We start from the raw sequence: 25,533 nt of genomic DNA, 5'->3' as shown, positions 1-25,533 counted from the left end.
GGTGACGTCGGCGCGCCCTTTGGCGTGCCGGGAGCTTCCGCACTACCCAAGGAGACCACCGGTGCCCACCATCAACCTGACTGTCGACGGCGACCAGCGACAGGTCGACGCGACGACGACGGGCACCGACCTGTACTCCGAGCGCCGCGAGGTGCTCGTCATGCGAGTGGACGGCAACCTGTGGGACCTCGCACGGGAACTCCCGGACGGTGCCACCGTCGAAGCCGTCACCATCGACGAGCCCGAGGGACTGATGGTGCTGCGCCACTCGACGGCGCACGTGCTCGCTCAGGCCGTTCAGCAGGCGCACCCGGACGCCAAGCTCGGCGTGGGCCCGCCCATCGACAACGGCTTCTACTACGACTTCGATGTCGAGGAGCCGTTCACGCCTGATGACCTCAAGAAGCTCGAGAAGGCGATGCAGCGCATCGTCAAGGAGGGCCAGGTCTTCGTACGCCGCGAGGTCACTCGCGAGGAGGCGCTCGCGGAGTTGTCGCACGAGCCCTACAAGTGCGAGCTGCTGAGCCACGAGGCGGACGGCGCCGAGGGCGCCTCCGTCGAGATCGGTGAGGGCGACATCACGATCTACGACAACGTGCGCCGCGGAGGCGAGGTCGCGTGGAAGGACCTGTGCCGCGGCCCGCACGTGCCCAGCACCAAGCTCCTGGCTAACGGCTGGTCGCTGATGCGCTCCGCTGCGGCCTACTGGAAGGGTTCCGAGAAGAACCCGCAGCTGCAGCGCGTGTACGGCACCGCTTGGCCGACCAAGGAGGAGCTGACGGCGTACAAGGAGCGGCTCGCCGAGGCCGAGCGTCGCGATCACCGCCGCCTGGGGCAGGAACTCGACCTCTTCTCTTTCCCCGAGCAGATCGGCTCCGGCCTGGCCGTGTTCCACCCCAAGGGCGGAATCATCCGTCACGAGATGGAGGAGTACTCGCGTCAGCGCCACATCGAGTCGGGGTACGAGTTCGTGTACACGCCGCACGCGACCAAGGCGCAGTTGTTCGAGACCTCGGGACACCTCGACTGGTACGCGGACGGCATGTACCCGCCCATGCAGATGGACGAGGAGCGGGACGAGGCCGGCAACGTCACCAAGCAGGGCCAGGACTACTACCTGAAGCCCATGAACTGCCCCATGCACAACCTGATCTTCGACGCGCGGGGACGGTCGTACCGCGAGTTGCCGATGCGCCTGTTCGAGTTCGGCACCGTGTACCGGTACGAGAAGTCCGGCGTGGTGCATGGGCTGACGCGCGCTCGCGGCTTCACGCAGGATGACGCGCACATCTATTGCACGCGCGAGCAGATGAAGGACGAGCTGAACGGTCTGCTCACGTTCGTCCTGGACCTGTTGAAGGACTACGGCCTCGAGGACTTCTACCTGGAGTTGTCGACTCGCAACCCGGACAAGTCCGTGGGCTCGGACGAGATCTGGGACGAGGCGACGCAGACGCTGCGCGAGGTAGCCGAAGGCTCTGGCCTGGAACTCGTGCCCGACCCGGGCGGGGCGGCGTTCTACGGCCCCAAGATTTCGGTGCAGACCCGCGACGCGATCGGCCGTTCGTGGCAGATGTCGACCATCCAGCTCGACTTCAACCTTCCGGAGCGGTTCGAGCTCGAGTACACGGCGTCCGACAACAGCCGCCAGCGGCCGGTGATGATCCACCGCGCGCTGTTCGGCTCGATCGAGCGGTTCTTCGCCATCCTCACCGAGCACTACGCCGGGGCCTTCCCCGTGTGGCTTGCCCCGGTGCAGGTGCGCGCCATTCCGGTGGCCGATGCGTTCGACGACTACTTGGGTGAGGTCGTCTCCCAACTGCGTGCGCACGGCATTCGCGCGGAGCTCGATGCTTCTGACGAGCGGTTCCCGAAGAAGATCCGCTCGGCGTCCAAGGAGAAGATTCCCTTTGTGCTGATCGCGGGCGGCGAGGACGCTGAGGCGGGCGCCGTGTCGTTCCGCCTGCGGGACGGTTCCCAGGACAACGGCGTGCCGGTGGCGGACGCGGTGGCGCGGATCGTGGACGCGGTGCGGACCAAGGCTCAGGTGTAGCGGATGGCGGACATCGTCGACGGCGAGAAGATGGGTGGCGAGGCCGACGGCTTCGAGCGCCTGTGGACTCCGCACCGCATGGCGTACATCCAGCACTCGTCCGATCGCCCCGAGTACACCGGTGAGCACGAGTGCCCGCTGTGCACCAAGGTCACCGGCGACGACCGCGAGGGACTCGTGGTGCACCGCGGCGAGCACTGCTATGTGGTGCTCAACCTGTACCCCTACAACCCCGGTCACCTGATGGTGTGTCCGTACCGCCACGTGGGCTGGTACACCGACGCGACCGATGCCGAGCGGGACGAGATGGGCGAGTTGACGCAGGCCGCGATGCGCGTCCTGACGCACGTGAGCGGCACCAAGGGCTTCAACATCGGCATGAACCAAGGTCAGGTGGGTGGCGCGGGCATCTCCGAGCATCTTCACCAGCACGTGGTGCCCCGCTGGACCGGCGACTCGAACTTTCTGCCCATCATCGGCCGCACCAAGGCCGTCCCCGAGCTGCTCGACGACACCTGGGAGCGCCTGACGCGCGCCTGGGACAAGGTCTGACGACCGGGAGGTCACCTATGTTCGGCAAGCTGCGGCCACTCATGGCCGCGATCTGGCAGGCGCCTGCGAAGGCGCTGCTCGGCCTGGGCGTGCACCCCAATGCGGTGACGATCGTCGGCACCATCGGCGTCGTCACCGGCGCCGTCGTGCTGCTGCCCCGCGGCGGCCTGGCGATGTTCTGGGGCACGATCGTCATCACGGTGTTCGTGGTGACCGACATGCTCGACGGCACCATGGCGCGGCTGTCGGGCAAGACATCCCAGTTGGGCGCGTACCTGGATTCGACGCTGGACCGCGTGGCCGATGCTGCGATCTTCGGCGCTCTCGTGTGGGGGTTCCGCGAGGTTCACCCGCCGACGGCTCTCGCCGCGCTGCTGTGCTTGACCATCGGCTCGTTCGTGCCCTACGCGCGGGCTAAGGCTGAATCGCTTGGCGTCGACGCCTCAGGCGGCATCGCGGAGCGGTCGGACCGGCTCGTGATCGGCCTCACCGCCACCGGCTTCGTGGGCCTCGGGCTGCCCCTGTGGGTGCTCACCTGGACGCTGTTCCTGCTCGCTGCGGCGGGTGCCTTCACCGTGGGCCAGCGGACCATGGCGGTGGTGCGCTCCAACCGCGAGGACCTGCGCGACCGCGACGACCACCATCGAGACTCGCTGAACTACGGCGACCACCCGGAACACCACCCGGGGGAACCCGCCCCGGACAACAGCGACCGCGACGCGGGGCGATGAACGCGTTCCTCACCGCCTGGCGCGTGTCCGCGAAGGTGCCGATAGGGTTCACCCGCGCCGCCGCATCGGCCGTCGCGTGGTGGGCGTGGGCGAGGCGCACCAAGTCCGCCACGCGGCTCGAGGACAACCTGCACCGCGTCACCGGCTTGGAAGGGCGTGAGCTGCGCAGGCTGTCCCGGCGCGGCATGGCGTCCGCCGCACGGTACTACTCCGAGGTGCTGGAGCTGGGCCGCATGACGCACGCCCAGATCGACGCCCGCGCGCGCACCGAGAACTTCGAGGAGGTCCGCGAGCTGCTGGAGGGCGACGAGCCCGTGGTAGCGGTGCTGTCGCACTGCGGGAACTGGGACCTGGTGGGCGCATGGGGCGCGCGCAACCTCACCACGGTCACGGCCGTCGCGGAGGTGCTCGAGCCGCGCGAGGTCTACGACGAGTTCGTGGCGTTGCGTGAGCGCATAGGCATTCACGTCCTGGGCCACGAGGGCAGTTCCACTTTTCGCCAGTTGATCCAGCTGGGGCGCGGCGACCGCGGGCTGATCTGCCTGCTGGCGGACCGCGACATGTCAGGTCGCGGCGTCGAGGTCGAGATGTGGGGCCAGCGTGTGCTGGTCGCTCCGGGTCCCGCAGCGGTGGCAGCGGCAGCCGGAATCTCCGTGATGCCGGTCATGCTCCACTACGAACGGCTCACAGGCGCCAGGCGGCGAGCGGCACGGTCCCGGTGGGGAGTCGTGATGACCTTCGGTCCCGTCATCGATCCGGCTTCGTTCCCCAAGGAGGAGCGCGTGGCGCAGGCGAGCCAGGCCTGGGCGACATGGATGGCAGACCAGATCGCGGAGCATCCCGAGGACTGGCACATGCTGCAGCGGTTCGGGTGGGCCGCATGAGGGTCGGCATCGTGTGCCCGTACTCGATGGATCGCCCGGGCGGCGTTCAACTGCACGTGATGGACCTGGCCGAGGCACTGATCGGGCGCGGGCACGAGGTCTCGGTGCTTGCTCCTGCCGCGCCCGCTACGGACGTGCCGGCCTACGTCACCACCGCCGGACGCTCGATCCCCGTGCGGTACAACGGCTCGACCGCACGCGTCACCTTTGGATTCGTGGCGGCAGTGCGGGTGCGCAAGTGGTTGCGGGAGGGCCACTTCGACGTCGTGCACCTGCACGAGCCCGGCACCATGTCGCTGTCCGTGATCGCGATGTGGGCACGGCTGGGTCCCACGGTGGCGACCTTCCACACGTCGAACGAGCACTCGCGGATCATGCGCAACGCGAAGCCGTTCATCAAGCCCGGCTATGAGGAGCTCGACGCGCGCATCGCGGTGTCGCCCTCCGCCGACCGCACCATCAAGGAGCACCTGGGCGTGGCCGCCACCCACATCATCCCCAATGGCGTGGACACGGCTGCGTACACCCACGCGGAACCCGTCAAGGAGTGGTGCGGCACGAAGAACGCGCCGACCATCGGGATCCTGGGCCGCATGGACGAGTCGCGCAAGGGGCTCGACCCGTTCCTGGCCGCGATTCCTTTGGTGCGGCGCCGGTATCCGCGGTCCCGGTTCCTGGTCGCCGGCCGGTTCTCGGACCGCATCGCCGCGCGTGCGGCGCGGGCCGGCGCCGAGGTCGTGGGCGAGCTCGACGAGGGCATGAAGGCGCGGTTCATGGCGTCGGTCGACGTGTACTGCGCGCCCAACCTCGGCGGGGAGAGCTTTGGCATCGTGCTCGTCGAGGCGATGGCCGCGGGAACTGCGGTGGTCGCGAGCGATCTGGTGGCCTTCCGCGACGTCGCCACGGACTCCGACGGAGAGGCGTGCGTGGCCATGCACACCGTCGGCGACTCGGTCGAGCTGGCCGCCCGGGTGCACGCCCTTCTCGCGGATCCGATCGCTCGGCACGAGCTCGCGACGAGGGGCCAATCGCGCGCTGGCACCTTCGACTGGCGCCAGGTCGCGCCCCGGATCGAGGCGACCTACCGAGACGCGATTAGAATGGATGCTGAATTCCATCCCCAGCAAGCGAAGGACAGCACCGCATGAGCGACAACGCCGATCACTCCACCCCCCAGGTAGGCACCGACCTCGTCAAGCGCGGCATGGCCGAGATGCTCAAGGGCGGCGTGATCATGGACGTCGTCACGCCCGAGCAGGCCAAGATCGCCGAGGACGCCGGTGCCGTGGCGGTCATGGCGCTCGAGCGCGTGCCCGCGGACATTCGCGCCCAGGGCGGCGTGGCACGGATGAGCGACCCGGACCTCGTCCAGGGCATCATCGACGCCGTCTCGATCCCCGTGATGGCGAAGGCACGCATCGGCCACTTCGTGGAGGCGCAGGTGCTGCAGTCCCTGGGCGTCGACTACGTCGACGAGTCGGAGGTGCTGACGCCCGCCGACTACACGCACCACATCGACAAGTGGAACTTCACCGTGCCGTTCGTGTGCGGCGCGACCAACCTGGGTGAGGCGCTGCGCCGCATCTCTGAGGGTGCCGCGATGATCCGTTCCAAGGGCGAGGCCGGCACTGGAGACGTGTCGAACGCCACGACTCACATGCGTCAGATCCGGGCTCAGATCCGGGCACTGACGGCACTACCCGAGGACGAGCTGTACGTGGCGGCCAAGGAGCTGCAGGCGCCCCTTCCGCTCGTGAAGGAGATCGCCGCGACTGGCAAGCTGCCGGTGGTGCTGTTCACCGCCGGCGGCATCGCGACTCCCGCTGATGCCGCGATGATGATGCAGCTGGGCGCCGAGGGCGTGTTCGTGGGATCCGGGATCTTCAAGTCCGGCAATCCTTCCGAGCGTGCCAAGGCGATCGTCAAGGCCACCACGTTCTTCGACGACCCCGCCGTGATCGCGGACGTCTCGCGCGGCCTGGGCAACGCGATGGTGGGCATCAACGTCGAGGAAGAGCCCGAGCCCCACCGTCTCGCCGAGCGCGGCTGGTGACTCGACCGCACGTCACGTGAGCGCATCGGCCGCCCGGCGCATCGCGCGCCGTGGCGCGCGGGTGCTGCTCGTCGACGACTCGAATCCTGCCGTGCCGCGGGTGCTCATGGTCCGGGGACACGACCCACACGCGACGGGACGCTCGTTCTGGTTCACGCCGGGCGGGGGCCTCGAGCAAGACGAGACGATGCGCGCCGCCGCGGTGCGCGAGCTCGCCGAAGAGACTGGCTGGGTGCTCGAAGAGCATGAGTTGTCCGGTCCCGTCTGGACCCGCACGGCGATGTTCGACTTCGCGTCGCGGCCGTACGTACAGTACGAGGAGATCTTCGTGGGACGGCTCGCGGATGCCGATGCGCGGGCGCGGACAGCGGAGGAGTGGACCGAGGTGGAGCGCGAGACCATCGATGCAGTGCAGTGGATGACCGCGACCGACTTGCGCGATGCTCCCATCGAGGTGTTCCCCGCGCAGCTGCGGGCGGACTGGGACTCTTTTCTAGTGTGGGACGGCCACACGATCGATCTAGGAGAAGTGGGCGAATGACCACGGTAGGAGTGCTCGCGCTGCAGGGCGACTTCAGGGAGCATCATGTGATGCTTGACGGTCTGGGCGCAGACGTGGTGAAGGTGCGGCGTCTGAGCGAGCTGGATGCCGTGGACGGCCTCGTCATCCCAGGCGGGGAGTCCACCACTATGGACAAGCTCATGCGGGCCTTCGGCCTGCGCGACGGGCTCGTCGAGCGCATCCACGCGGGCCTACCCGTGCTCGGATCTTGCGCCGGGATGATTCTGCTGGCGCGAGACCTACGGGACGGCATCGAGGGGCAGCAGACGCTCGGTGGAATCCCGATGACGGTGCGCCGCAACGCTTTCGGTCGCCAGGTGGACTCCGCCGAGGTCGACCTGGTGTGGGAGCTCGACGGCAGTCCCATGCACGCGACGTTCATTCGCGCGCCGTGGGTCGAGCAGTACGACGAGGGCGTCGAGGTGCTCGCGACGGCCACCGGCCCCGACGGTGAGAGGCACCCCGTCGCCGTGAGGCACGGTGCGGTGATCGCCACGGCATTCCACCCGGAGATATCCTCGGACACGCGTGTGCACGAGCTGCTGCTCGCACAGCTCTGAGCCCCTCACGATCTAGGCCAGAGCCTTGATCTATCGGCATCAAGGCCCTAACCTTGAAGAATGTTCGTCGTCACCGCTGATCAGCGCGGCAGCACCGAGAAGGGCGACCGCGTCGAGTCGCTCATGACCGAGTTGGCTCCGTGGGCCGAGCGCTGGGCGGACGAGATCGCTCTCCCGCTCGAGCGCACCGTCGGCGACGAGGTTCAGATAATGCTCACGCATGCCGACCCTGCGGTCGACCTTGCCCTGCACCTCATGAGACTGGGGGAGTGGTCCGTTGGGGTGGGTGCTGGGCCGGTCAACGAGCCCTGGGGGGCGAGCGCGCGTGCGAGCTCCGGTGCGGCGTTCGTTCACGCGCGGCAGGCTGTGGAACGAGCGCGTGGAAGGTCCGAGTCCGTTCCTGTGGTGGTGTCCGGCGAGGATGACGAGGCAGGCGAGGGAGCGACGGCGATCCTGCAACTGCTGGCCGCAGTCGTGCGACGCCGCTCGGCCGCCGGGTGGGAGGTCGCCGATCTGCTGGGGCCCGAGGCGACGCAGCGGGACATCGCCGCTCGGCTCGGCATCTCCGAGCAGGCCGTGAGTCAGCGCGTGACCTCTGCGATGCTGGATGAGGAGCGCCGGGCGCGGCCGGTGGCCGCGACGCTGCTGGCGCGTGCCGCAACGACGGGAGACGAGTGATGACGTTCCTGGCCCAAGCCGGCGTGGTGGTGACGTCGCTTGCCGTGGCCGCGGTTATCGGCGCGCCGCTGATCGGTTGGCTCCTGCGACGCGTCGAGCCGGGCACCGAGACGCCCGGTCTGCTGCGCGGCGGCATGTGGATCGGCGTGCTCGAGCGGCTCGCGATCGCGGGCGCGGTGATGGCCGGGCATCCCGAGGCCGTCGCGGTCGTGATCGCCGTCAAGGGCCTGGGCCGTTATCCCGAGCTGCGCGACACCGCGCCGGCGCTGCGCGGCGAGACTGCAGAGCGATTCATCATCGGTACGTTGGCGAGCTTCGTGTGGGCGGCGGCATGCGGCGCTGCGGGTGCGGCCGCGATCGCCGCGCTGTCCTAAGCCTGCCGCTTGCGTACAGGAGCGGGGTGAACCTCTAGACTGGCGGGCAGTCCTTTACCCGATCAGTCGAGGAGCATCACGTGTCCGGCCACTCCAAGTGGGCAACCACCAAGCACAAGAAGGCGGTTGTCGACGCCAAGCGCGGCAAGCTGTTCGCCAAGCTGATCAAGAACATCGAGGTCGCGGCCCGCTCGGGCGGCGCGGACATGGCGGGCAACCCCACGCTGTTCGATGCGGTGCAGAAGGCCAAGAAGTCCTCGGTGCCGAACGACAACATCGACCGGGCGCTCAAGCGCGGCGCCGGTCTCGAGGCCGGCGGGGCCGAGTACGAGACCATCATGTACGAGGGCTACGGGCCCAATGGCGTTGCGATGCTGATCGAGTGCCTCACGGACAACCGCAATCGCGCCGCAATGGAGGTCCGCACCGCGCTCACGCGCAACAACGGCACCCTCGCAGACCCCAACTCGGTCGCGTACCTGTTCACGCGCAAGGGGCAGATCATTGTGTCGAAGGACTCGGGTGTCACTGAGGATGACCTCATGCTGGCCGCCCTCGACGCGGGTGCGGAGGAGATCGAGGACCACGGCGAGGTGTTCGAGATCACCTCGGAGGCGACGGACGTGGTCGCGGTCCGCACCGCGCTGCAAGAGGCGGACATCGACTACGACAGCGCCGAGGCCACCTGGGTCCCGTCCGTGAAGATCGAGCTCGAGGTCGACGGCGCGAAGAAGATGCTGAAGCTCATCGACGCTCTTGAGGACTGCGACGACGTGCAGAACGTCTTCGCGAACATGGACGCCTCGGACGAGGTCCTGGAGGCGGCGGCCGCCGAGTAGCGGCGGTCCGCCACTCACACACCGTGCGGATTCTCGGCGTCGACCCCGGCCTCACCCGCTGTGGCCTGGGCGTGATCGATGCCGCGGGAGCGCGCAAGGTCAGCCTGGTGCATGTCGAGGCGGCGACGTCCCCCGCGGGCGATGCCGTCCCCGCGCGCCTCGCGCGCCTGGCCGACGCCCTCGAGGCGGTGCTGGACCAGCATCGGCCCGATGCGGTCGCGCTCGAGCGGGTGTTCGCCCAGGCCAACGTGCGCACGGTGATGGGGACGGCCCAGGTGTCCGGAGTGGTGATGCTGGCGGCCGAGCGCCGCGGCCTCCCCGTGGCGCTATACACGCCTTCCGAGGTCAAGGCGGCGGTGACCGGCGATGGGCGCGCGGCGAAGCCTCAGGTGGGCTTCATGGTGGCGCGCGTGCTCGGCCTCGCGGAGCCGCCCCGACCCGCCGATGCGGCAGACGCCTTGGCGATCGCGATCACCCACGCCTGGCGCGGCGGGGCAGCGCCCGTGGGATCGGCGGCGACGACGGGTGCGCAGCGCCGCTGGGCCGAGGCGGAGCGGGCCTCGCGGCGTCGTGGTTGACGCACGGCCGTCGCGGATGATGGTGGCCGCCGCAGTGGGGCATGTCGTGCGGCGAGTCGTGCGGCGCGGGCCGTCGGCGTCCCGTAGCGTGTTCGTACACATGTTCGAAAGGAGACCGCGGTGATTGCACAGTTGGCCGGCACGGTGCTGTCCGTGCGCGCCTCGACCGCGGTCGTCGAGGTGGGCGGAGTGGGGATGCTCGTGCACTCCACGCCGGCGACGCTGTCCGAGCTCCGGGTGAATCACGAGACGCGGTTCTTCACGCAGTTGGTGGTGCGAGAGGAGTCCCTCACGCTGTTCGGCTTCACGGCGGAGTCCGAGCGCGACACGTTCGAGGCGCTGCAGTCGGTTCAGGGCGTTGGCCCGCGGCTGGCCCTCGCGATGCTCGCGGTCCATTCGCCCGACTCTCTCTCTCGCGCCGTCGCCGACGGCGACCGCAAGGCACTCGAGCAGGTGCCCGGGATCGGCGCCAAGGTCGCGGCCCGGCTGCTGCTCGAGCTGGGCGGCAAGCTGTCGCTGCCGCAGGGACCGGCCTCACCTCAGGTGCCCGATGCGCGCGATCAGGTCGAGGAGGCGCTCGTCGCCCTCGGGTGGAACCAGAAGGCGGCCGCCGCGGCCGTCGAGAACGTGGCGCCCGATCCGATCGCTGACTCCGATGTGCCGATGACGTTGAAGTCCGCTCTGAAGGCGATGGGCGGCGTGCGTGGCTGACGACCGCATGACGGAGGAAACGGACCCGCTGGAGGGCAGTGTGGTCGACGCGGACGCGGACGCGATCGAACGCTCCAACGAGGCGGCGCTGCGCCCCACGAGCCTCGACGAGTTCGTGGGCCAGCGCACCGTCCGAGAGCAGTTGTCGTTGGTGCTGCGTGCCGCCGTGAGCCGAGGGGCGACGGCCGATCACGTGCTGCTGTCAGGCCCTCCAGGTCTAGGCAAGACCACGCTGGCGATGATCGTGGCGGGGGAGCTGGGGGCGACGCTGCGCGTGAGCTCCGGCCCAGCCATCCAGCACGCGGGAGACCTCGCGGCGATCCTGAGCTCGCTGGACGAGGGCGACGTGCTGTTCCTCGACGAGATCCACCGCCTGGCGCGGCCCGCCGAGGAGATGCTGTACCTCGCGATGGAGGACTTCAGGGTCGATGTGGTGGTGGGCAAGGGCGCGGGTGCGACGTCGATCCCGCTGAGCCTGCCGCCGTTCACGATCGTGGGGGCCACCACGCGCGCGGGGCTGCTGCCTGCTCCGCTGCGCGACCGGTTCGGCTTCACCGCTCATCTTGACTTCTACTCCGATGACGAACTCCACCAGATCGTCGGCCGGTCCGCGGGCAAGCTCGCCTTCCCCATCAGCGGTGACGCCGCCGCGGAGATCGCCTCGCGTTCGCGCGGCACGCCGCGCATCGCGAACCGCCTGCTCAGGCGCGTGCGCGACTGGGCCGAGGTGCACGGCAGCGGCGAAGGCGACCTGGCGGCTGCGCAGCAGGCGCTCCTCGTGTACGAGGTGGACGAGCGTGGACTGGACCGGCTCGACCGCGCCGTGCTGCGCGCGCTGTGCCTGCGGTTCGGCGGTGGCCCGGTGGGCCTGTCGACGCTCGCGGTGTCCGTGGGCGAGGAGCCCGAGACTGTCGAGACCGTCGCCGAGCCCTTCCTCGTGCGCGAGGGACTGATGAGCCGATCGCCGCGCGGCCGGGTGGCGACGGCCGATGCATGGGCCCACTTGGGGCTCGAGGCACCGGTCGAGGCCCGTCCGGGAGCCCCCGGCGGGAGGCTGTTCGACTGAGGGTGGTTCGACGCGGATGCGTTTGCCCCCTAGAATCGCCAAGGCTCTCATGAGCATCTCTAATCGTGAGGAATTCTGTGTCGAAAGTCACCAAGAGCGCGCGTAAGTCGCTGATCTGGCTCGGAGCGATCCTGATCGCTATCTTCGGGCTGCTATCCGGCGGTGCCCTGACGGGCAACGCATCGTGGACCCCGGGCCTCGCGCTCGACCTCGCGGGTGGTCGCCAGATCATCCTGACCCCAGTGCTCGACGAGGGCGCTGAGCAGGAGATCGAGCAGACCGACCTGGAGCAGGCCGTCGAGGTGATCCGCAACCGCGTGGACGCTTCCGGTGTCGCCGAGGCGGAAATCACCACCCAGGGCAACAACATCGTCGTGGGTCTGCCGGGCAATCCGTCCGACGAGGTCATCGACCTCGTGTCGCAGGCCGCTCAGCTGCAGTTCCGTCCGGTGCTGCTCGTCGGCGACCCGGCGCCGCTCAGCGAGGACCTGCCCGCCACCAGCCCGAGCGCGGAGCCGACCCCTGTGCCTGGCGCGGCCGACCTCGTGGACCCGAGCCCCAGCGCATCGCCCGAGCCCACCGCAGAGCCGTCGCCCACTGCCTCGGAAGTGGCGAACGTCGTCACCGGAGCCGACGCCACCGCATCGGCCGAACCGACCACCGAGCCGGAGACGGAGCCGACGCCTGCCGCGACGGCTGCCCCCGGGGACGCGGCTGCGGAGCCCGAAGACCCCTCCTCGTTCGCATGGCTCACCGAAGACGTGATCTCGGAATACGAGTCGCTGAACTGCCTGAACCCCGAGAACTGGTCCGGCCGCACGATGGGCGACCCCGACTCCGGCTATGTGGCGTGCGCCGAGTTCGGCGCCGGCAAGCTTGCGATGGGACCTGTGGAGGTCGAGGGCGACGACCTCGCGACCGCCACCAGCGGGCCCGAGACCTCGCAGACCGGCACGATGACCGGGCGCTTCGAGGTCCGCCTGCAGTTCAACAGCGAGGGCGCCGAGAAGTTCGGTGACGTCACCACGCGACTCATCAATCTTGAGGAGCCTCGCAACCAGTTCGCGATCGTGCTCGACGGCGTGGTCATCTCGAACGCGACCGTGCAGTCCCGCATCACCAACGGCGAGGCCTCCATCACCGGAAGCTTCACGCAGGACCAGGCGGAGCAGCTCGCCAATCAGCTCAGGTTCGGTGCGCTGCCGCTCAGCCTCGAGGTGCAGTCCAACCAGCAGATCTCCGCGACTCTCGGTGCCGACCAGCTCGAGAAGGGCCTGATCGCCGGAGCAATCGGGCTACTGCTCGTGTTCGCGTACTCGCTGTTCCAGTACCGCGCTCTCGGATTCGTCACCATCGCGTCGCTCATCATCGTCGGAGGCTCCACGCTGGGAGTGATTTCCCTGTTGTCGTGGGGGATCGGCTACCGGCTGTCGCTGGCTGGCGTCGCGGGCCTGATCATCGCCGTCGGTGTGACCGCGGACTCGTTCATCGTGTACTTCGAGCGAATCCGCGATGAGCTGCGCGAGGGCAGGTCGTTGACCTCGGCCGTCGACCACGCCTGGCGGCGCGCACGCCGCACGATCCTCGCCTCGGACGCGGTGTCGCTGCTCGCAGCGGTCACCCTGTACACGCTCGCCGTGGGCGGCGTGAGGGGCTTCGCGTTCACGCTGGGCCTCACGACGCTGCTCGACGTGCTCGTGGTGTTCCTGTTCACGCACCCGCTCATGGTCCTCCTCGCCCGCACCAAGTTCTTCGGCGAGGGTCACCGCTGGTCGGGGCTCGACCCGCGCCAGCTCGGCCGTGAGGCCCTGTACAAGGGACGCGGCCGCGTGCGCTCTGGTTCGGCCACGGTCGCCAGTGACGACGGCCTGACGCTCGCGGAGCGCAAGGCGGCGGCGCGTCGCGCCGAGCAGACCGGCGAACCCGCCACCGTCGGGGGAGCCGATGCGCCCCGATCACCGGACGACGATGCAAAGGGGGATGTGCGATGAGCTCGAACCTCGGCACGTGGGGCAACAGGCTCCACTCGGGAGAGAAGACCTACCCGATCGTCCAGAACCGCGCCCGGTTCTTCATCGCCTCCGCGGTCCTGATGCTGGCGGCGCTCGGACTGCTGCTCGGCAAGGGCCTGAACCCCGGCATCGACTTCACCGGCGGCACCCAGTACGTGCTTGCGGACGTCGATGACACGAACACCTTGCTCGCCGAAGATGCGGTGGCTGAGGTGGACGCCGCACAGGTGCCGCGCGTGAGCGTGCTCGGCGAGAACGACATCCGCGTTCAGCTCGGCGTTCTGGAGGACGCCGACCAGCGAGAGCTCAGCGCCGCGCTGGCCGAGGCATACGGCATCTCCACGGATGACATCAGTTTTGACCAGATCGGCCCCACGTGGGGCGAGTCGGTGGGCAACGCCGCGCTCCAGGCGCTCGTGGTCTTCCTGCTCTTGGTGTTCACCGTCATCACGCTCTACTTCCGTGCATGGCGCATGGCGGCCGCGGCGATCGTGGCACTGCTGCACGACCTGCTGTTCACCGTCGGCATCTACGCTCTCGTGGGCTTCGAGGTGACGCCGGCGTCCGTGATCGGGTTCCTGACGATTCTCGGATACTCGCTCTACGACACGGTGGTGGTGTTCGACAAGGTCAAGGAGAACACCCACGACCTGACCGCTCAGAACCGCTACACGTACGCCGAACTCGCGAACCTCGCCGTCAACCAGACGCTGGTCCGGTCGATCAACACGTCCGTCGTGGCGCTGCTTCCCGTGGGCGCGATCCTCTTCATCGGATCGTTCCTACTGGGTGCAGGCACGCTGAAGGACATCGCGTTGGCGCTGTTCGTCGGTATGGCGGTCGGTACGTACTCGTCCGTGTTCGTCGCCACCCCGCTGGAGGTGGCGTTCCGTGGCCGCGAGACCCGGATCCAGGAGCACACGGCCAAGGTGCTGGCGATGCGCGAGTCCGGCGAGTCCGAGGTGGTGACGCGCGAGGACGGCACCGTCAAGGTGGGTGCGCTGCAGCCAGGCGAGCACCGGGGGACTCAGGCACAGCCGCGTCGCAAGGGCCGCCACTAGCCCCCTTGGGCCGACAGTAGACTGGGCCTCCTGCAGTGGAACGTACGCGTCCGCGAACCGTGAAGGAGGCCTGAGTGACGGAGACCCGCTCGTCGTCGCCGCCCACGGGACCGCTCGCGTTCCTGCGCCGGCCGGCGAAGGAGCCGACGGCCATCGACGGTGTGTTGGACACGTACCGGCGCATGTATCCGCGCGCCAAGACCGGGATGATCGAGCGGGCGTACCGGATCGCCGACGAGGCGCATCAGGGGCAGCAGCGCAAGAGTGGTGAGCCGTACATCATCCATCCCATTGCGGTGGCGCAGATCATCGCGGACATGGGGCTGCCGGAGACGGTGATCGCTGCGGCGCTGCTGCACGACGTAGTGGAGGACACCACTCACCCCCTGGACCGGATCCGCGACGAGTTCGGCGACGAGGTCGCGTCCTTCGTGGACGGCGTCACCAAGCTGGACAAGGTCTCGTACGGCGACGCGTCGCAAGCGGAGACCGTCCGCAAGATGGTCGTGGCGATGGCCAAGGACATCCGCGTGCTGCTCCTCAAGCTCGCGGACCGGCTCCACAACGCCCGCACCTGGCAGCACGTCTCGCCCGAGAGTGCGCGGCGCAAGGCCCAGGAGACTCTCGAGATCTACGCTCCGCTGGCTCACCGCATGGGCCTCAACGCGATCAAGTGGGAGCTCGAGGACCTGTCGTTCAAGACGCTGTACCCGAAGATCTACCAGGAGATCGTCGACGTCGTCGCCGAGCGTGCTCCCGAGCGTGAGCGCTACCTGGCGGAGATCCGCGCGGAGATCGAGACCGAGCTCAAGAACATGAAGATTCGGGGCGTCATCACCGGGCGTCCCAAGCACTACTACTCGGTCTATCAGAAGATGATCGTGCGAGGCCGCGACCTCAATGAGATCTACGACCTGGTGGGCATGCGCATCCTGGTCGAATCGGTGCGGGACTGCTACGCCGTGCTAGGCGCGATGCACGCGCGGTACCAGCCGGTGCCGGGCCGCTTCAAGGACTACATCGCGATGCCCAAGTTCAACCTGTACCAGTCGCTCCACACCACCGTCATCGGCCCCAGCGGCAAGCCCGTCGAACTGCAGATCCGCACGCACGAGATGCACCGCCGCGCCGAGTACGGCCTGGCGTCGCACTGGCGCTACAAGGAGCGCGGCGGCGGCACCGGCGGGGGCAGCAACGACATGGGCTGGCTGCGCCAGATCGCCGACTGGCAGCAGGAGACCGCAGACCCCACGGAGTTCCTCGACGCATTGCGTGGGGAGATCTCGCGCGCCGAGGTGTACGTCTTCACCCCCCGCGGCAAGCTGCTGGCGCTGCCCCAGGGCGCCACCCCCGTCGACTTCGCGTACGCCGTGCACACCGAGGTGGGCCACAAGACCATCGGTGCCAAGGTGAACGGCAGGCTGGTGCCGCTGGACACGACGCTGGACAATGGCGACACGGTGGACGTGCTCACCACCTCGGACGAGAACGCACACCCCAAACGGGACTGGCTCGACTTCGTCCAGTCGGCTCGCGCGCGCAACAAGATCCGTCAGTGGTTCACACGTGAGCGCCGCGAGGAGTCGATCGAGACGGGCCGGGACATGCTCGCCCGCGCGATTCGTCGTCAGCACCTGCCGATGCAGCGCCTGATGTCGAAGTCGACGCTGCTTGCGCTGGCCAAGGAGATGCACTACGAGGATGTCGAGACGCTGTACGCGGCCATCGGCGAGCACAAGGAGCAGGCGGGCGACGTGGTCGCTCGCATGGTCGATGCCGTGGGCGGCACCGAGGGCGCCGACGAGGACGTCACCGAGATCACCCGGCCCGGCACCGGCGCCACCCGGGCACGCCGGGGCGACCCCGGCATCTCCGTGCACGGCCTGACAGACGTGGTGGTCAAGCTCGCCAGGTGCTGCACTCCTGTCCCTGGCGACCCGATCCGTGGCTTCGTGACGCGCGGCCACGGAGTGAGCGTGCACCGTGCCGACTGCCAGAACGTCATCGCACTGCAGAACGAGCCGGAGCGGTTCATCGATGTCCAGTGGACCGGTCAGTCCGACGCGACGTTCATGGTGCAGATCGAGGTCGAGGCGCTCGACCGCAACCGCCTGCTGAGCGACGTGGTGCGCGTGCTGTCCGACTATCACGTGAACATCCTTGGCGCCCACGTGCAGACTAATCAGGACCGCGTGGCCCTCAACACGTTCACCTTCGAGATGGCCGATCCGTCGCACCTGGGCGCCGTCATCGCGGCGGTCCGCAAGATCGACGGCGTCTACGACGCCCGTCGCCTGACCGGAGCCAAGCGCCGCCCGTACTGACCGGCCGCGACCGCATCGGCCGTCTGGAGCTCCGCCCACCGCAGGGCGTCCGCCACGGCGGTGTCGACGTCCGCGACGGCTCCTCCGGGCGGAGCCACGCCGACGCCGTGGAACACCACGGGAAGCGGACCGGTCCAGTTGCGCACATGCCGGCCCGCCGGGCCACGGGCGTGAATCACCGACGGGGTGTCGGCCTCGCCGTGCGCCCACAGAGCCGCCGCGCCGGTCGCCTGGCATCCCAGCGGCACGCACTGTGCCAGCACGTGACGCCGCACCCGCGGAGCATCGGGAACGTCGCGCGGCAGCGCGACGCCGGGTATCAGCGGCGCGACGATGCCGTCGCGCACGAGCCTGCCGAAGGCGAGGCGGCCCACCTCGGCACGCGTGACGATCCACATGCGCGGCAGTGTGCTACGCCCGCCGCATACCCTGCCGAGCGGCGGCGCGCACCTGTGGACAGCATCGGCCTCAGGCTTGCGTCGCCGTCATCCACCCGGACTACTTAACGACGCCCTCGATCTGCTCGAGCCACGAGCGGCGCGCCGCGAGTGCCTCCTCGGCCTCCTTGATGCGGCGCTTGTCGCCCTTGGCCTCGGCCTTGGCAAGATCGGCCTCGAGTCCGGCGATCGCCGACTGGAGCTGAGCGGCGGCACCGGAGGCACGCCTCTCGATCTCGGGGTTGCGCTGGTTCCAACGGGCGTCCTCGGCGTCGCGCACGGCCTTCTCGACCGCGCCCATGCGCTTGTTGAGACGCGCCACGTCAGCACGGGGAACCATGCCCGCCTCCTCGAAGCGGTCCTGGGCGCCGCGCAGCGCCTGCTTGGCGGCGTTCAAGTCCGTGATGGGGAGAAGCGCCTCCGCCTCCGCGACCGCGGCCTCCTTGGCCTCGACGTTGCCGGCAAGTGCATCGTTCTCGGCCTCGGATGCGGCACGGCGCGCGTCGAAGAACGCGTCCTGCGCGGTCTGGAAACGCTTCCAGAGAGCATCGTCCACGCTCCGGCGACCGCGACCCGAGGTCTTCCACTCGGCCATCAGGTCGCGGAACTCGCGGGCGGTGCGGTCCCAGTCCGTCGACTCCGCGAGGAGCTCGGCCTTGGCGGCGAGTTCCTCCTTGCGTGACGCGACGGTCGAGTTGGCGCGATCCAACTCGGCGAAGTGATGCTTGCGGGCCTTTTCGAACGACGAGCGCGCGGTGGTGAAACGCTTCCACAGCGCCTTCTCGGAGTCCTTGGCAAGGCGGGCGTTGCCGCGCTGAGCGGCCTTCCACTCGTCGAGCAGTGACCGCAGCTCCGCGGTGTCGTTTTTCCAGTGAATCTGTGACTCGGGCTTCGCGGCGATCTCCTCGGCGCGGGCGACGATCCGCTCGCGGTCGGCAAGTGCCGCCTCGCGGGCGACGCGCCGCTCCTCCTGAATGCGCTCACGGATCGCCTCCGCCTCACCGGCCACCACATCGAGCCGCTCGCGCAGCGCTGCGAGGTCGCCCACGGCCTTGGGCTCGGCGACGGACTCGCGCAGCCCCGTCAGGGCATCCTCGATGTCCTTCGGGGAGAGCTCGGCGGACTCGAGCCGGGCGTGGAAGCGCTCGATCGAGGCCTTGAGCTCGAAGTACGCCCTGACGTAGGGCTTGAGGGGGTCGGTGCCCTTGGCGGGTCCGACGACGCGGGTGGCGTCGCCGTCCTTGACCGTGACCTCGTCGGCCTCGACGGCTCCGTGGGTCGCCGCAGCGGCCAGCTCCTCGTCAGACACATCGCTCGCGACGGGCACCCTGGTCGGGTGAGACGCGTGCGCTGCGACGACGGCGGGACTTGGGCTTGCGGGCGGTCCGGGCTTCGGAATCGGCTTGGGCTTGGGGGTGGTCATGACAGGGACACCTCGTTCACGATGACGGACTGTGCCGGGCGTCCGTCGGGCTCGCCTGTGATCGTTCCGGCACTGGCAACGTCCTCCACAATACTCAGACCCTCGGTGACCTGCCCGAACACGGTGTAGCCGCCGGCGGCGTCAGAGGGAATGGTGGAGTCCTGGTAGACCACGAAGAACTGACTGCCCATCGACTCGCCGTCATTGCCCACACGGGCCATGGCGAGCGTGCCGGCTGGGTAGACGTCGTCCTCGGGTGCATTCTCGATGGGGCCGTAGCGGTAGCTGGGGCCGCCACCACCGGTGCCGAGCGGATCGCCACACTGCAGCACGAAGATGCCGGAGGTGACGAGCCGGTGGCACTCGGTCTGGTCGAAGAACCCCTCCTGCGACAGTGCGACGAAGCTGGCGACGGCCTGCGGGGCGGCCTCTCCATCGAGCTCGACCACGATGTCGCCCACGTTGGTGGCGAGCGTCGCCGTCCACGTGCGTCCCTCGGCGAGCGCTGGGTCGGGGGCCTCGCCGGACGTCGACCATCCGATGTCTCCGGAGTCCGTCGTCGCGGTGGACGCGGGACTCGTGGTGGCCGTGGGCTCTGAGGTCGTCTCGGGGGTAGCGGTAGCGCTCGGTGCGGCGACGCCCTCGTCGTCCGATCCGAGCAGGGTGATCAGCACCCACACCACGAGCGCGACGGCGGCCAGCCCAGCGGCGATGAGAGCGCCAATGCGCCAGCGCCGGCGGCTGTTGTGACGGACGGCGTCCCGCTCGGCGTGCTTGCGCTCGAGCGCCTCGCGGCGTCGCTTGTCGCGACTGCGGGCGGCGCTCTTGGAACGCGGGTGCGACATTGCGGCTCCTCATGGACGAGATCGGGGTCGCTGTGCGGCCCCCGGCGCACCATTGTAGGAGGCTTGGAGCGCCGCACGGACCAGCGCCGTCGGGGTGGAACAATGTCCGCATGGCCCGCCTTAGACCCCTGTCCGGATACCCCGAGTGGACGCCGTCCGAGCGCGTCGTCGAGGCACAGCTCATCGAATCGCTGCAAGAGACATTCCGGGTGCATGGATTCGCCGAGATTCAGACCCGGGCGGTCGAGCCGCTCGATCGCCTCGCGGGTTCTTCGGAGGCCGCCAAGGAGATCTACACGCTCGGTCGACTCGGCGGCGAGCCGGACGCCGAGGCCAAGGTGGGGCTGCACTTCGACCTCACCGTGCCATTCGCCCGCTACGTCGAGGAGTTCCAGCACGCGCTGGCCTTCCCCTTCAAGCGCTTCCAGATTCAGAAGGTGTGGCGCGGCGAGCGGCCGCAGGAGGGTCGCTACCGCGAGTTCTACCAGGCTGACATCGACGTCGTCGGGCGCGAGACGCTGCCCGCCCACCTCGAGGTCGAGGTCGCCGTGGTGATGGCACGCGCGCTTGCTGCGCTGCCGATCCCCGCCGTGACCATGCGCGTCAACAACCGCAGGCTCGTCGAGGGCTTCTACCGGGGCGTCGGCGTCGAGGATGTCGCGGGTGCGCTGCGCAGCGTCGACAAGTTGGACAAGATCGGCCCCGACGGGGTGCGGGCGGAGCTCACGGACAAGGGTGTGAGCGCCAGCGCGGCCGATGCTGTCCTCGAGTTGGCGCGCATCAGCGCCTCGGACTCGGGTTTCGTGGGGGCGGTGGAGGATCTGTGGGCCACGACGCCCACGATCTCCGATATTGCAGGGCCCGAGGCGGAGCTGCGCGAGGGCCTGGCCCAGCTGGTGGCGCTGGTCGAAGGCGTCAACGCGGCGGTTCCCGGCACCGCGGCGGCGGACCTGCGGATCGCACGGGGCCTCGACTACTACACGGGGTCCGTGTATGAGACCTTCTTGACGGGTCACGAGGACCTGGGATCGATCTGCTCGGGCGGCCGCTACGACTCGCTCGTCGCTGGCGGCGGTTTCCCAGGAGTGGGCATGTCCATCGGCGTGAGCCGCCTCGTGAGTCGCGTGATCGGGGCCGACCTGGCGAGGGCGTCGCGAGCGGTGCCGTCGGCCGTGCTGGTGGCCGTCACGGACGAGTCGACGCGTGCGGCATCGAACGCGATCGCCGACGCCCTGCGCTCGCGCGGCATCGCGGCCGAGGTCGCACCCGCTGCGGCGAAGTTCGGCAAGCAGATCCAGTACGCGGACCGGCGGGGCATCCCGTTCGTGTGGTTCGCGGACTCGGGCGAGGTCAAGGACATTCGGTCGGGAGACCAGGTGGCTGCGGATGCGTCGAGCTGGGAGCCGCCGGCCGAGGACGCTCGCCCGCGCATCGTGACCGACTGAGCCCCAGCATCGGCCGTCTGTCTCCTCCATCCCTGTCCGGCACTCACTGTCGGTTCTGAGGGCTGGCGCCGTCCTGTCCGGCACTCATGACCGGGCCGTGCCGGACAGGAGCCCGAAACCTGCTGAAAGCGACAAAGAGTGCCGGACAGGTGGGGGAGTGAGGGGGTGAGCGCGACCGCATCGGGCACACGACGCCGCGCCGCTAGACTCGAACCCACGCTTCCCGCCGTAACCCCCGCGCGCCACTCGCGCGCCAGAAAGGCTGACTGTGCTTCGCACCCATCTCGCTGGAGACCTCCGGGCGTCCGACGCCGGCTCGACCGTCACCCTCGCAGGGTGGGTGGGCCGTCGCCGTGATCACGGGGGAGTGGCGTTCATCGATCTGCGCGACGCGTCCGGGTTCGCCCAGGTAGTGATCCGCGAGGAGGTGGCGCACTCCTTACGCAACGAGTACGTCATTCAGGTGACCGGAGAGGTCCGCGACCGCCCCGAGGGCTCCGCGAACCCGAACTTGCCCTCCGGCGAAATCGAGGTCGTGGTCAGCGACGTCACGATCCTGAACGAGTCTGCCCCGCTGCCCATGCCCGTCGACGAGCACGTCACCGTGGGCGAGGAGGCGCGTCTCAAGCACCGCTACATCGATCTGCGCCGCCCGCAGCCGCGCGCCAACATGGTGCTGCGCTCGAAGGCGAATCAGGCGGCCCGCCGCGTTCTCGACAAGCACGACTTCCTCGAGATCGAGACCCCCACCCTGACGCGCTCGACGCCCGAGGGTGCGCGTGACTTCCTGGTGCCCGCACGGCTCGCGCCCGGCTCTTGGTACGCCCTCCCGCAATCGCCTCAGCTGTTCAAGCAGCTGCTGATGGTGGCAGGCATGGAGCGCTACTACCAGATCGCCCGCTGCTATCGGGATGAGGACTTCCGCGCGGACCGCCAGCCGGAGTTCACCCAGCTCGACATCGAGATGAGCTTCGTCGACCAGGACGACGTGATTGAGCTGGGCGAGGAGATCGTCCGCGAGCTGTGGGCACTAGCCGGCCACGAGATCACCACGCCGATCCCGCGCATCACCTTCGCCGATGCGATGGCTCGGTTCGGTTCGGACAAGCCGGACCTGCGGTTCGGGCTTGAGCTCACCGAGCTCACCGAGTACTTCAAGGACACCCCGTTCCGGGTGTTCCAGAACGACTACGTGGGGGCCGTCGTCATGCCGGGCGGCGCCGACCAGCCGCGACGCACGCTCGATGCGTGGCAGGACTGGGCCAAGCAGCGCGGCGCGCGCGGACTCGCGTATGTGCTCATCGGCACCGACGGGGAGCTCACCGGGCCCGTCGCCAAGAACCTCTCGGACGAGGAGCGCGCCGGCCTGGCTGAGGCCGTGGGTGCCGAGCCGGGCGACTGCGTGTTCTTCGCTGCGGGCAAGCCCGGCCCCTCGCGTGCGCTGCTCGGTGCCGCGCGGCTCGAAATCGGCCGCCGTGTGGGTCTCATCGACGAGGACCGCTTCGAGTTCGTGTGGGTCGTGGACGCGCCGCTGTTCAAGCCCGTCGACTCCGACGAGGACGACGATGACGTCGCGGTGGGCTCCGGTGCGTGGACAGCCGTGCACCACGCGTTTACCTCGCCCAAGCCCGAGTACCTGGACAACTTCGACACGTCTCCGGGCGAGGCGCTGGCCTACGCCTACGACATCGTGTGCAACGGCAACGAGATCGGTGGAGGCTCGATCCGTATCCACCGCCAGGACGTGCAGGAGCGCGTGTTCAAGGTGATGGGCATCGGCGAGGAGGAGGCCCAAGAGAAGTTCGGGTTCCTGCTCGAGGCCTTCTCCTTCGGCGCCCCGCCCCACGGCGGCATCGCGTTCGGCTGGGACCGCGTGGTCGCGCTGTTGGCGGGAGCGGACTCGATCCGCGACGTCATCGCCTTCCCCAAGTCCGGCGGCGGCTACGACCCGCTCACCGCTGCGCCCGCGCCCATCACGCCCGAGCAGCGCGCCGAGGCCGGCGTGGACGCCACGCCGGACGCGGACGACGAGGCCGGCGACTCGGCCTAGCGCCTCACGCAGGCAGGGGCTGCGCAGCGGGGGATGCGCAGCCGGCGCGAGAGGTGCCGTCCTGCCGCCGCAGCCCGGCAGGGGAGTCTGTCCGGGCGTGAGATGCTAGAAGGTACGAATATTCGGGGCGTCCAAGCTGAAGGGTGGTGCCTCATGCAGATCACCGATGCTCTGTTGGGGAAAGGCTGTCCCTCGATGACGCAAGCCGACCTCGAGGTCGACGTTGTTGCCGGATGTGCTTCCCAGGTCGTGGATCGATGACCGACATACAGGTGAGCACGAGCGTCGACGAGCGCGACCGCCTCAACACCTGTGCGCTCGAGCCGATTCGTCACCCTGGGGCGATCCAGCCGCACGGCGCGTTGCTGAGCGTCGACCTGGACTCGCTCGAGGTGCTCCAGGCGTCCGCCAACTCGATCGACGTGCTCGGCATCTCTGCGGCCGCGCTGGCCGGCACCGACCTCGCTCACCTCGTGGGTGCGGACGTGGTGGACAAGTGCCGCGCAGTCTTGGAGCGTCGGGGACTCGCGTCCAACCCGTTGTCCGCGCGGATCCACGGCAGACGCTTCGACGTCATCGTCCATGAGTCGGATGGCGTGGGAGTCGTCGAATTCGAGCCGGCGATCGAACGCGACCAATCTGCGTCCGCTGTCCACGCGGCGATCCATCGGCTGAGCGGCGCGGGCTCGGTGGCGAACATCTACGCCCAGGCGGCCAGCGAGATCAAGAACCTGACGGGGTTTGACCGAGTGGTCGTGTACAGGTTCCATGCAGACGGGCACGGCGAGGTCGTCGCCGAGGAGGTCCAGGAGGGTCTCGAGCCTTACCTCGGACTGCACTTTCCGGCTTCCGACATCCCCGCTCAGGCGCGTCAGCTGTACATGTCCAAGCTCGTTCGCTTCATCGCGCTTGGCGACGCTCCCCCCGCCGCGATGGTCCCGGTCGAGAACCCGTCGACCGGCAAGCCGCTCGACCTAGGTCACGCGGAGCTGCGCAGCGTCTCGCCTCATCACGTGGAGTTCATGCGGAACATGGGCCAGGTGACCACCATGTCGCTGTCTCTGACCCATGGCGACCAGCTCATCGGCATGATCACCTGCTCGCACGGGTCGGTGCGGCGGGTCCCGTTCGCCCTGCGCGAGGGCTATGCGGTACTGGCTCGACAGGTGTCGATGCAGTTGGCCACGGTCGCCGAGATCGAGCGGCTGACCCGTCTGGATGCGGTCCGCACGGTCCGCGCGCACATCGCGCGCCAGGTGAAGTCGGGGGAGGACCTTGAAGAGGCCCTGATGCACGGCGAGTTCACGCTGCTGGATCTGATCCCCGCGGACGGCGCCACGCTGCACGTCCACGGCGTGTCGACGTCGATTGGCGACGTACCTGAAGCCGCCATCGGCGCCGGATTGTTCGCTGAGTTGTCCTCGGACCACGAGACGATCGTGGTGTCCGACTCGTTGAGCGCGGACCTGCCTCGGCTGCACTCCCTCATGCCGGAGGTCGCGGGCGTGCTGATGGTGCCGTTCGGTGCAGACGGTGACTACCTCGCGTGGTTCCGGCAGGAGACGGTCTCCTCCGTCACGTGGCTGGGAGACCAAAGTTTGGCCAACAGGGCTACGGCGCTGTCGCCTCGCAACTCGTTCGAGACGTGGAGCGAGAGCGTCTCGGGCAAGTCCGAGCCGTGGGACGAGATGGCGCTGCTCGAGGCCGCGGAGATCCGCCACGACCTGGACGCTGCCCTGTTGCGGGCGGCCGAGTCAGAGCTCGCTCGGATCGCCCTCCACGACCCGTTGACCGGACTGCCCAATCGTCGACTCTTGAGCGACCGTCTGCAGCAGGCGTTGGCCCGGCTCGAGCGAGGCACACCGGCGGCGTTGCTGTTTGCGGACCTCGATCGGTTCAAGCAGATCAATGACACTGAGGGCCACGGCGCGGGAGATGCCGTGATCGTGGCCGCCGCGCAGCGAATCCGGGCCGTGACGCGCAGCCAGGACACCGTGGCGCGCATCGGCGGCGACGAGTTCGTCGTGCTGTGTGAGAACGCAGGACCCGACGACGCGGACGCTGCCGCCGACCGCATCGTCGAGGCCTTCGCGGAGCCCCTCGAGGTTGATGGCACGCAGTACACGATCACCACGTCGGTCGGGATAGCGCTCGCCGAGCCGGGCCTGTCGCCAGAGTGCCTGATCCAGGCGGCCGATACGGCGATGTACCGGGCCAAGGACAGCGGGAGAGGCCAGGCGTCGCACTAGTCCAGACGGTTGTGGCCGTGTGCAATAGGTCACGAACCGGACATGC

General features: G+C 68.8%; 23 protein-coding genes. 20 read left to right on the top strand and 3 right to left on the bottom strand.

Annotated elements, in window-relative coordinates:
- Positions 1–61: 61 nt before the first annotated feature.
- From thrS to ACNI3K_RS11225, 17 genes are all read left to right on the top strand, one after another.
- Positions 62–2,053 (top strand): threonine--tRNA ligase, encoded by a 1,992-nt coding sequence (thrS, locus tag ACNI3K_RS11305; protein ID WP_419391998.1) that lies wholly within the window; start codon positions 62–64, stop codon positions 2,051–2,053.
- A gap of 3 nt (positions 2,054–2,056) precedes the next feature.
- Positions 2,057–2,605, top strand: a complete 549-nt coding sequence (locus tag ACNI3K_RS11300) for an HIT family protein (RefSeq protein WP_419391997.1) — start codon at positions 2,057–2,059, stop codon at positions 2,603–2,605.
- Positions 2,606–2,622: 17 nt separating this feature from the next.
- Positions 2,623–3,336, top strand: coding sequence for a phosphatidylinositol phosphate synthase (gene pgsA, locus ACNI3K_RS11295; RefSeq protein ID WP_419391996.1), 714 nt, complete (start codon positions 2,623–2,625; stop codon positions 3,334–3,336).
- Positions 3,333–4,220, top strand: a complete 888-nt coding sequence (locus tag ACNI3K_RS11290; protein ID WP_419391995.1) for a phosphatidylinositol mannoside acyltransferase — start codon at positions 3,333–3,335, stop codon at positions 4,218–4,220. The genes pgsA and ACNI3K_RS11290 overlap by 4 nt, the downstream gene beginning before the upstream one ends.
- A complete protein-coding gene (locus tag ACNI3K_RS11285) occupies positions 4,217–5,368 on the top strand; it encodes a glycosyltransferase family 4 protein (protein WP_419391994.1) in 1,152 nt (383 codons plus the stop codon). The genes ACNI3K_RS11290 and ACNI3K_RS11285 overlap by 4 nt, the downstream gene beginning before the upstream one ends.
- Entirely contained in the window at positions 5,365–6,273 is a 909-nt protein-coding gene (gene pdxS, locus ACNI3K_RS11280; protein WP_419391993.1) for a pyridoxal 5'-phosphate synthase lyase subunit PdxS, read from the top strand. The genes ACNI3K_RS11285 and pdxS overlap by 4 nt, the downstream gene beginning before the upstream one ends.
- A 16-nt stretch (positions 6,274–6,289) precedes the next feature.
- Positions 6,290–6,814, top strand: a complete 525-nt coding sequence (locus tag ACNI3K_RS11275; RefSeq protein WP_419391992.1) for an NUDIX hydrolase — start codon at positions 6,290–6,292, stop codon at positions 6,812–6,814.
- Positions 6,811–7,395: a pyridoxal 5'-phosphate synthase glutaminase subunit PdxT gene (gene pdxT, locus ACNI3K_RS11270; RefSeq protein WP_419391991.1), complete on the top strand. Its 585-nt coding sequence runs from the start codon at positions 6,811–6,813 to the stop codon at positions 7,393–7,395. Before ACNI3K_RS11275 ends, pdxT begins: the two co-directional genes overlap by 4 nt.
- 60 nt (positions 7,396–7,455) lie before the next feature.
- Positions 7,456–8,073, top strand: coding sequence for a winged helix-turn-helix domain-containing protein (locus ACNI3K_RS11265; protein ID WP_419391990.1), 618 nt, complete (start codon positions 7,456–7,458; stop codon positions 8,071–8,073).
- Positions 8,073–8,447: a hypothetical protein gene (locus ACNI3K_RS11260; protein WP_419391989.1), complete on the top strand. Its 375-nt coding sequence runs from the start codon at positions 8,073–8,075 to the stop codon at positions 8,445–8,447. Before ACNI3K_RS11265 ends, ACNI3K_RS11260 begins: the two co-directional genes overlap by 1 nt.
- Before the next feature lie 80 nt (positions 8,448–8,527).
- Positions 8,528–9,286 carry a YebC/PmpR family DNA-binding transcriptional regulator gene (locus tag ACNI3K_RS11255; RefSeq protein ID WP_419391988.1) on the top strand — a complete coding sequence of 253 codons (759 nt, stop codon included), beginning with the start codon at positions 8,528–8,530 and terminating at the stop codon, positions 9,284–9,286.
- Positions 9,287–9,309: 23 nt separating this feature from the next.
- Positions 9,310–9,864: a crossover junction endodeoxyribonuclease RuvC gene (gene ruvC / locus ACNI3K_RS11250; protein ID WP_419391987.1), complete on the top strand. Its 555-nt coding sequence runs from the start codon at positions 9,310–9,312 to the stop codon at positions 9,862–9,864.
- Positions 9,865–9,984: 120 nt separating this feature from the next.
- Positions 9,985–10,575, top strand: coding sequence for a Holliday junction branch migration protein RuvA (gene ruvA, locus ACNI3K_RS11245; RefSeq protein WP_419391986.1), 591 nt, complete (start codon positions 9,985–9,987; stop codon positions 10,573–10,575).
- A 7-nt stretch (positions 10,576–10,582) separates the two neighbouring features.
- A complete protein-coding gene (gene ruvB / locus ACNI3K_RS11240) occupies positions 10,583–11,641 on the top strand; it encodes a Holliday junction branch migration DNA helicase RuvB (protein WP_419392153.1) in 1,059 nt (352 codons plus the stop codon).
- Between the two features lie 77 nt (positions 11,642–11,718).
- Positions 11,719–13,632, top strand: coding sequence for a protein translocase subunit SecD (gene secD / locus ACNI3K_RS11235; RefSeq protein ID WP_419391985.1), 1,914 nt, complete (start codon positions 11,719–11,721; stop codon positions 13,630–13,632).
- Entirely contained in the window at positions 13,629–14,714 is a 1,086-nt protein-coding gene (gene secF, locus ACNI3K_RS11230) for a protein translocase subunit SecF (protein ID WP_419391984.1), read from the top strand. The genes secD and secF overlap by 4 nt, the downstream gene beginning before the upstream one ends.
- Before the next feature lie 74 nt (positions 14,715–14,788).
- The gene (locus tag ACNI3K_RS11225; RefSeq protein WP_419391983.1) at positions 14,789–17,038 is read left to right on the top strand and encodes a RelA/SpoT family protein; all 2,250 of its coding nucleotides are present in this window, start codon (positions 14,789–14,791) and stop codon (positions 17,036–17,038) included.
- Here the strand turns inward: ACNI3K_RS11225 and ACNI3K_RS11220 are convergent.
- From ACNI3K_RS11220 to ACNI3K_RS11210, 3 genes are all read right to left on the bottom strand, one after another.
- Complete coding sequence (locus ACNI3K_RS11220) at positions 16,993–17,436, bottom strand: hypothetical protein (protein WP_419391982.1); 444 nt, start codon at positions 17,434–17,436, stop codon at positions 16,993–16,995. The genes ACNI3K_RS11225 and ACNI3K_RS11220 overlap by 46 nt on opposite strands.
- Before the next feature lie 100 nt (positions 17,437–17,536).
- Positions 17,537–18,898, bottom strand: a complete 1,362-nt coding sequence (locus tag ACNI3K_RS11215; RefSeq protein WP_419391981.1) for a DUF349 domain-containing protein — start codon at positions 18,896–18,898, stop codon at positions 17,537–17,539.
- Positions 18,895–19,743, bottom strand: coding sequence for a peptidylprolyl isomerase (locus tag ACNI3K_RS11210; RefSeq protein WP_419391980.1), 849 nt, complete (start codon positions 19,741–19,743; stop codon positions 18,895–18,897). Before ACNI3K_RS11210 ends, ACNI3K_RS11215 begins: the two co-directional genes overlap by 4 nt.
- Before the next feature lie 110 nt (positions 19,744–19,853).
- Between ACNI3K_RS11210 and hisS the strand changes: the two genes are divergently transcribed.
- The 3 genes from hisS (at position 19,854) to ACNI3K_RS11195 (ending at position 25,487) form a co-directional block, all read left to right on the top strand.
- The gene (hisS, locus tag ACNI3K_RS11205; protein WP_419391979.1) at positions 19,854–21,188 is read left to right on the top strand and encodes a histidine--tRNA ligase; all 1,335 of its coding nucleotides are present in this window, start codon (positions 19,854–19,856) and stop codon (positions 21,186–21,188) included.
- 268 nt (positions 21,189–21,456) lie between these two features.
- Complete coding sequence (aspS, locus tag ACNI3K_RS11200; protein WP_419391978.1) at positions 21,457–23,238, top strand: aspartate--tRNA ligase; 1,782 nt, start codon at positions 21,457–21,459, stop codon at positions 23,236–23,238.
- A 257-nt stretch (positions 23,239–23,495) separates the two neighbouring features.
- Complete coding sequence (locus tag ACNI3K_RS11195; protein ID WP_419391977.1) at positions 23,496–25,487, top strand: diguanylate cyclase domain-containing protein; 1,992 nt, start codon at positions 23,496–23,498, stop codon at positions 25,485–25,487.
- The last annotated feature ends 46 nt before the right edge of the window (positions 25,488–25,533 follow it).

It is taken from the genome of Demequina ureilytica, assembly GCF_048553575.1.
Lineage (GTDB): Bacteria > Actinomycetota > Actinomycetes > Actinomycetales > Demequinaceae > Demequina.
The sequence above is the reverse complement of the archived record's forward strand: the minus strand, read 5'-3'. Positions and strand labels throughout refer to the sequence as shown.

What these genes read in the sequence shown, in the direction of transcription:
- ACNI3K_RS11285 (WP_419391994.1), top strand. Translation starts at nt 4,217, where the DNA reads ATGAGGGTCGGCATCGTGTGCCCGTACTCGATGGATCGCCCGGGCGGC.
- pdxS (WP_419391993.1), top strand. Translation starts at nt 5,365, where the DNA reads ATGAGCGACAACGCCGATCACTCCACCCCCCAGGTAGGCACCGACCTC.
- ACNI3K_RS11300 (WP_419391997.1), top strand. Translation starts at nt 2,057, where the DNA reads ATGGCGGACATCGTCGACGGCGAGAAGATGGGTGGCGAGGCCGACGGC.
- ACNI3K_RS11220 (WP_419391982.1), bottom strand. Translation starts at nt 17,436, where the DNA reads ATGTGGATCGTCACGCGTGCCGAGGTGGGCCGCCTCGCCTTCGGCAGG.
- secF (WP_419391984.1), top strand. Translation starts at nt 13,629, where the DNA reads ATGAGCTCGAACCTCGGCACGTGGGGCAACAGGCTCCACTCGGGAGAG.
- ruvB (WP_419392153.1), top strand. Translation starts at nt 10,583, where the DNA reads ATGACGGAGGAAACGGACCCGCTGGAGGGCAGTGTGGTCGACGCGGAC.
- ACNI3K_RS11195 (WP_419391977.1), top strand. Translation starts at nt 23,496, where the DNA reads ATGACCGACATACAGGTGAGCACGAGCGTCGACGAGCGCGACCGCCTC.
- pgsA (WP_419391996.1), top strand. Translation starts at nt 2,623, where the DNA reads ATGTTCGGCAAGCTGCGGCCACTCATGGCCGCGATCTGGCAGGCGCCT.
- ACNI3K_RS11265 (WP_419391990.1), top strand. Translation starts at nt 7,456, where the DNA reads ATGTTCGTCGTCACCGCTGATCAGCGCGGCAGCACCGAGAAGGGCGAC.
- hisS (WP_419391979.1), top strand. Translation starts at nt 19,854, where the DNA reads ATGGCCCGCCTTAGACCCCTGTCCGGATACCCCGAGTGGACGCCGTCC.
- pdxT (WP_419391991.1), top strand. Translation starts at nt 6,811, where the DNA reads ATGACCACGGTAGGAGTGCTCGCGCTGCAGGGCGACTTCAGGGAGCAT.
- ACNI3K_RS11215 (WP_419391981.1), bottom strand. Translation starts at nt 18,898, where the DNA reads ATGACCACCCCCAAGCCCAAGCCGATTCCGAAGCCCGGACCGCCCGCA.
- ACNI3K_RS11290 (WP_419391995.1), top strand. Translation starts at nt 3,333, where the DNA reads ATGAACGCGTTCCTCACCGCCTGGCGCGTGTCCGCGAAGGTGCCGATA.
- ACNI3K_RS11260 (WP_419391989.1), top strand. Translation starts at nt 8,073, where the DNA reads ATGACGTTCCTGGCCCAAGCCGGCGTGGTGGTGACGTCGCTTGCCGTG.
- ACNI3K_RS11210 (WP_419391980.1), bottom strand. Translation starts at nt 19,743, where the DNA reads ATGTCGCACCCGCGTTCCAAGAGCGCCGCCCGCAGTCGCGACAAGCGA.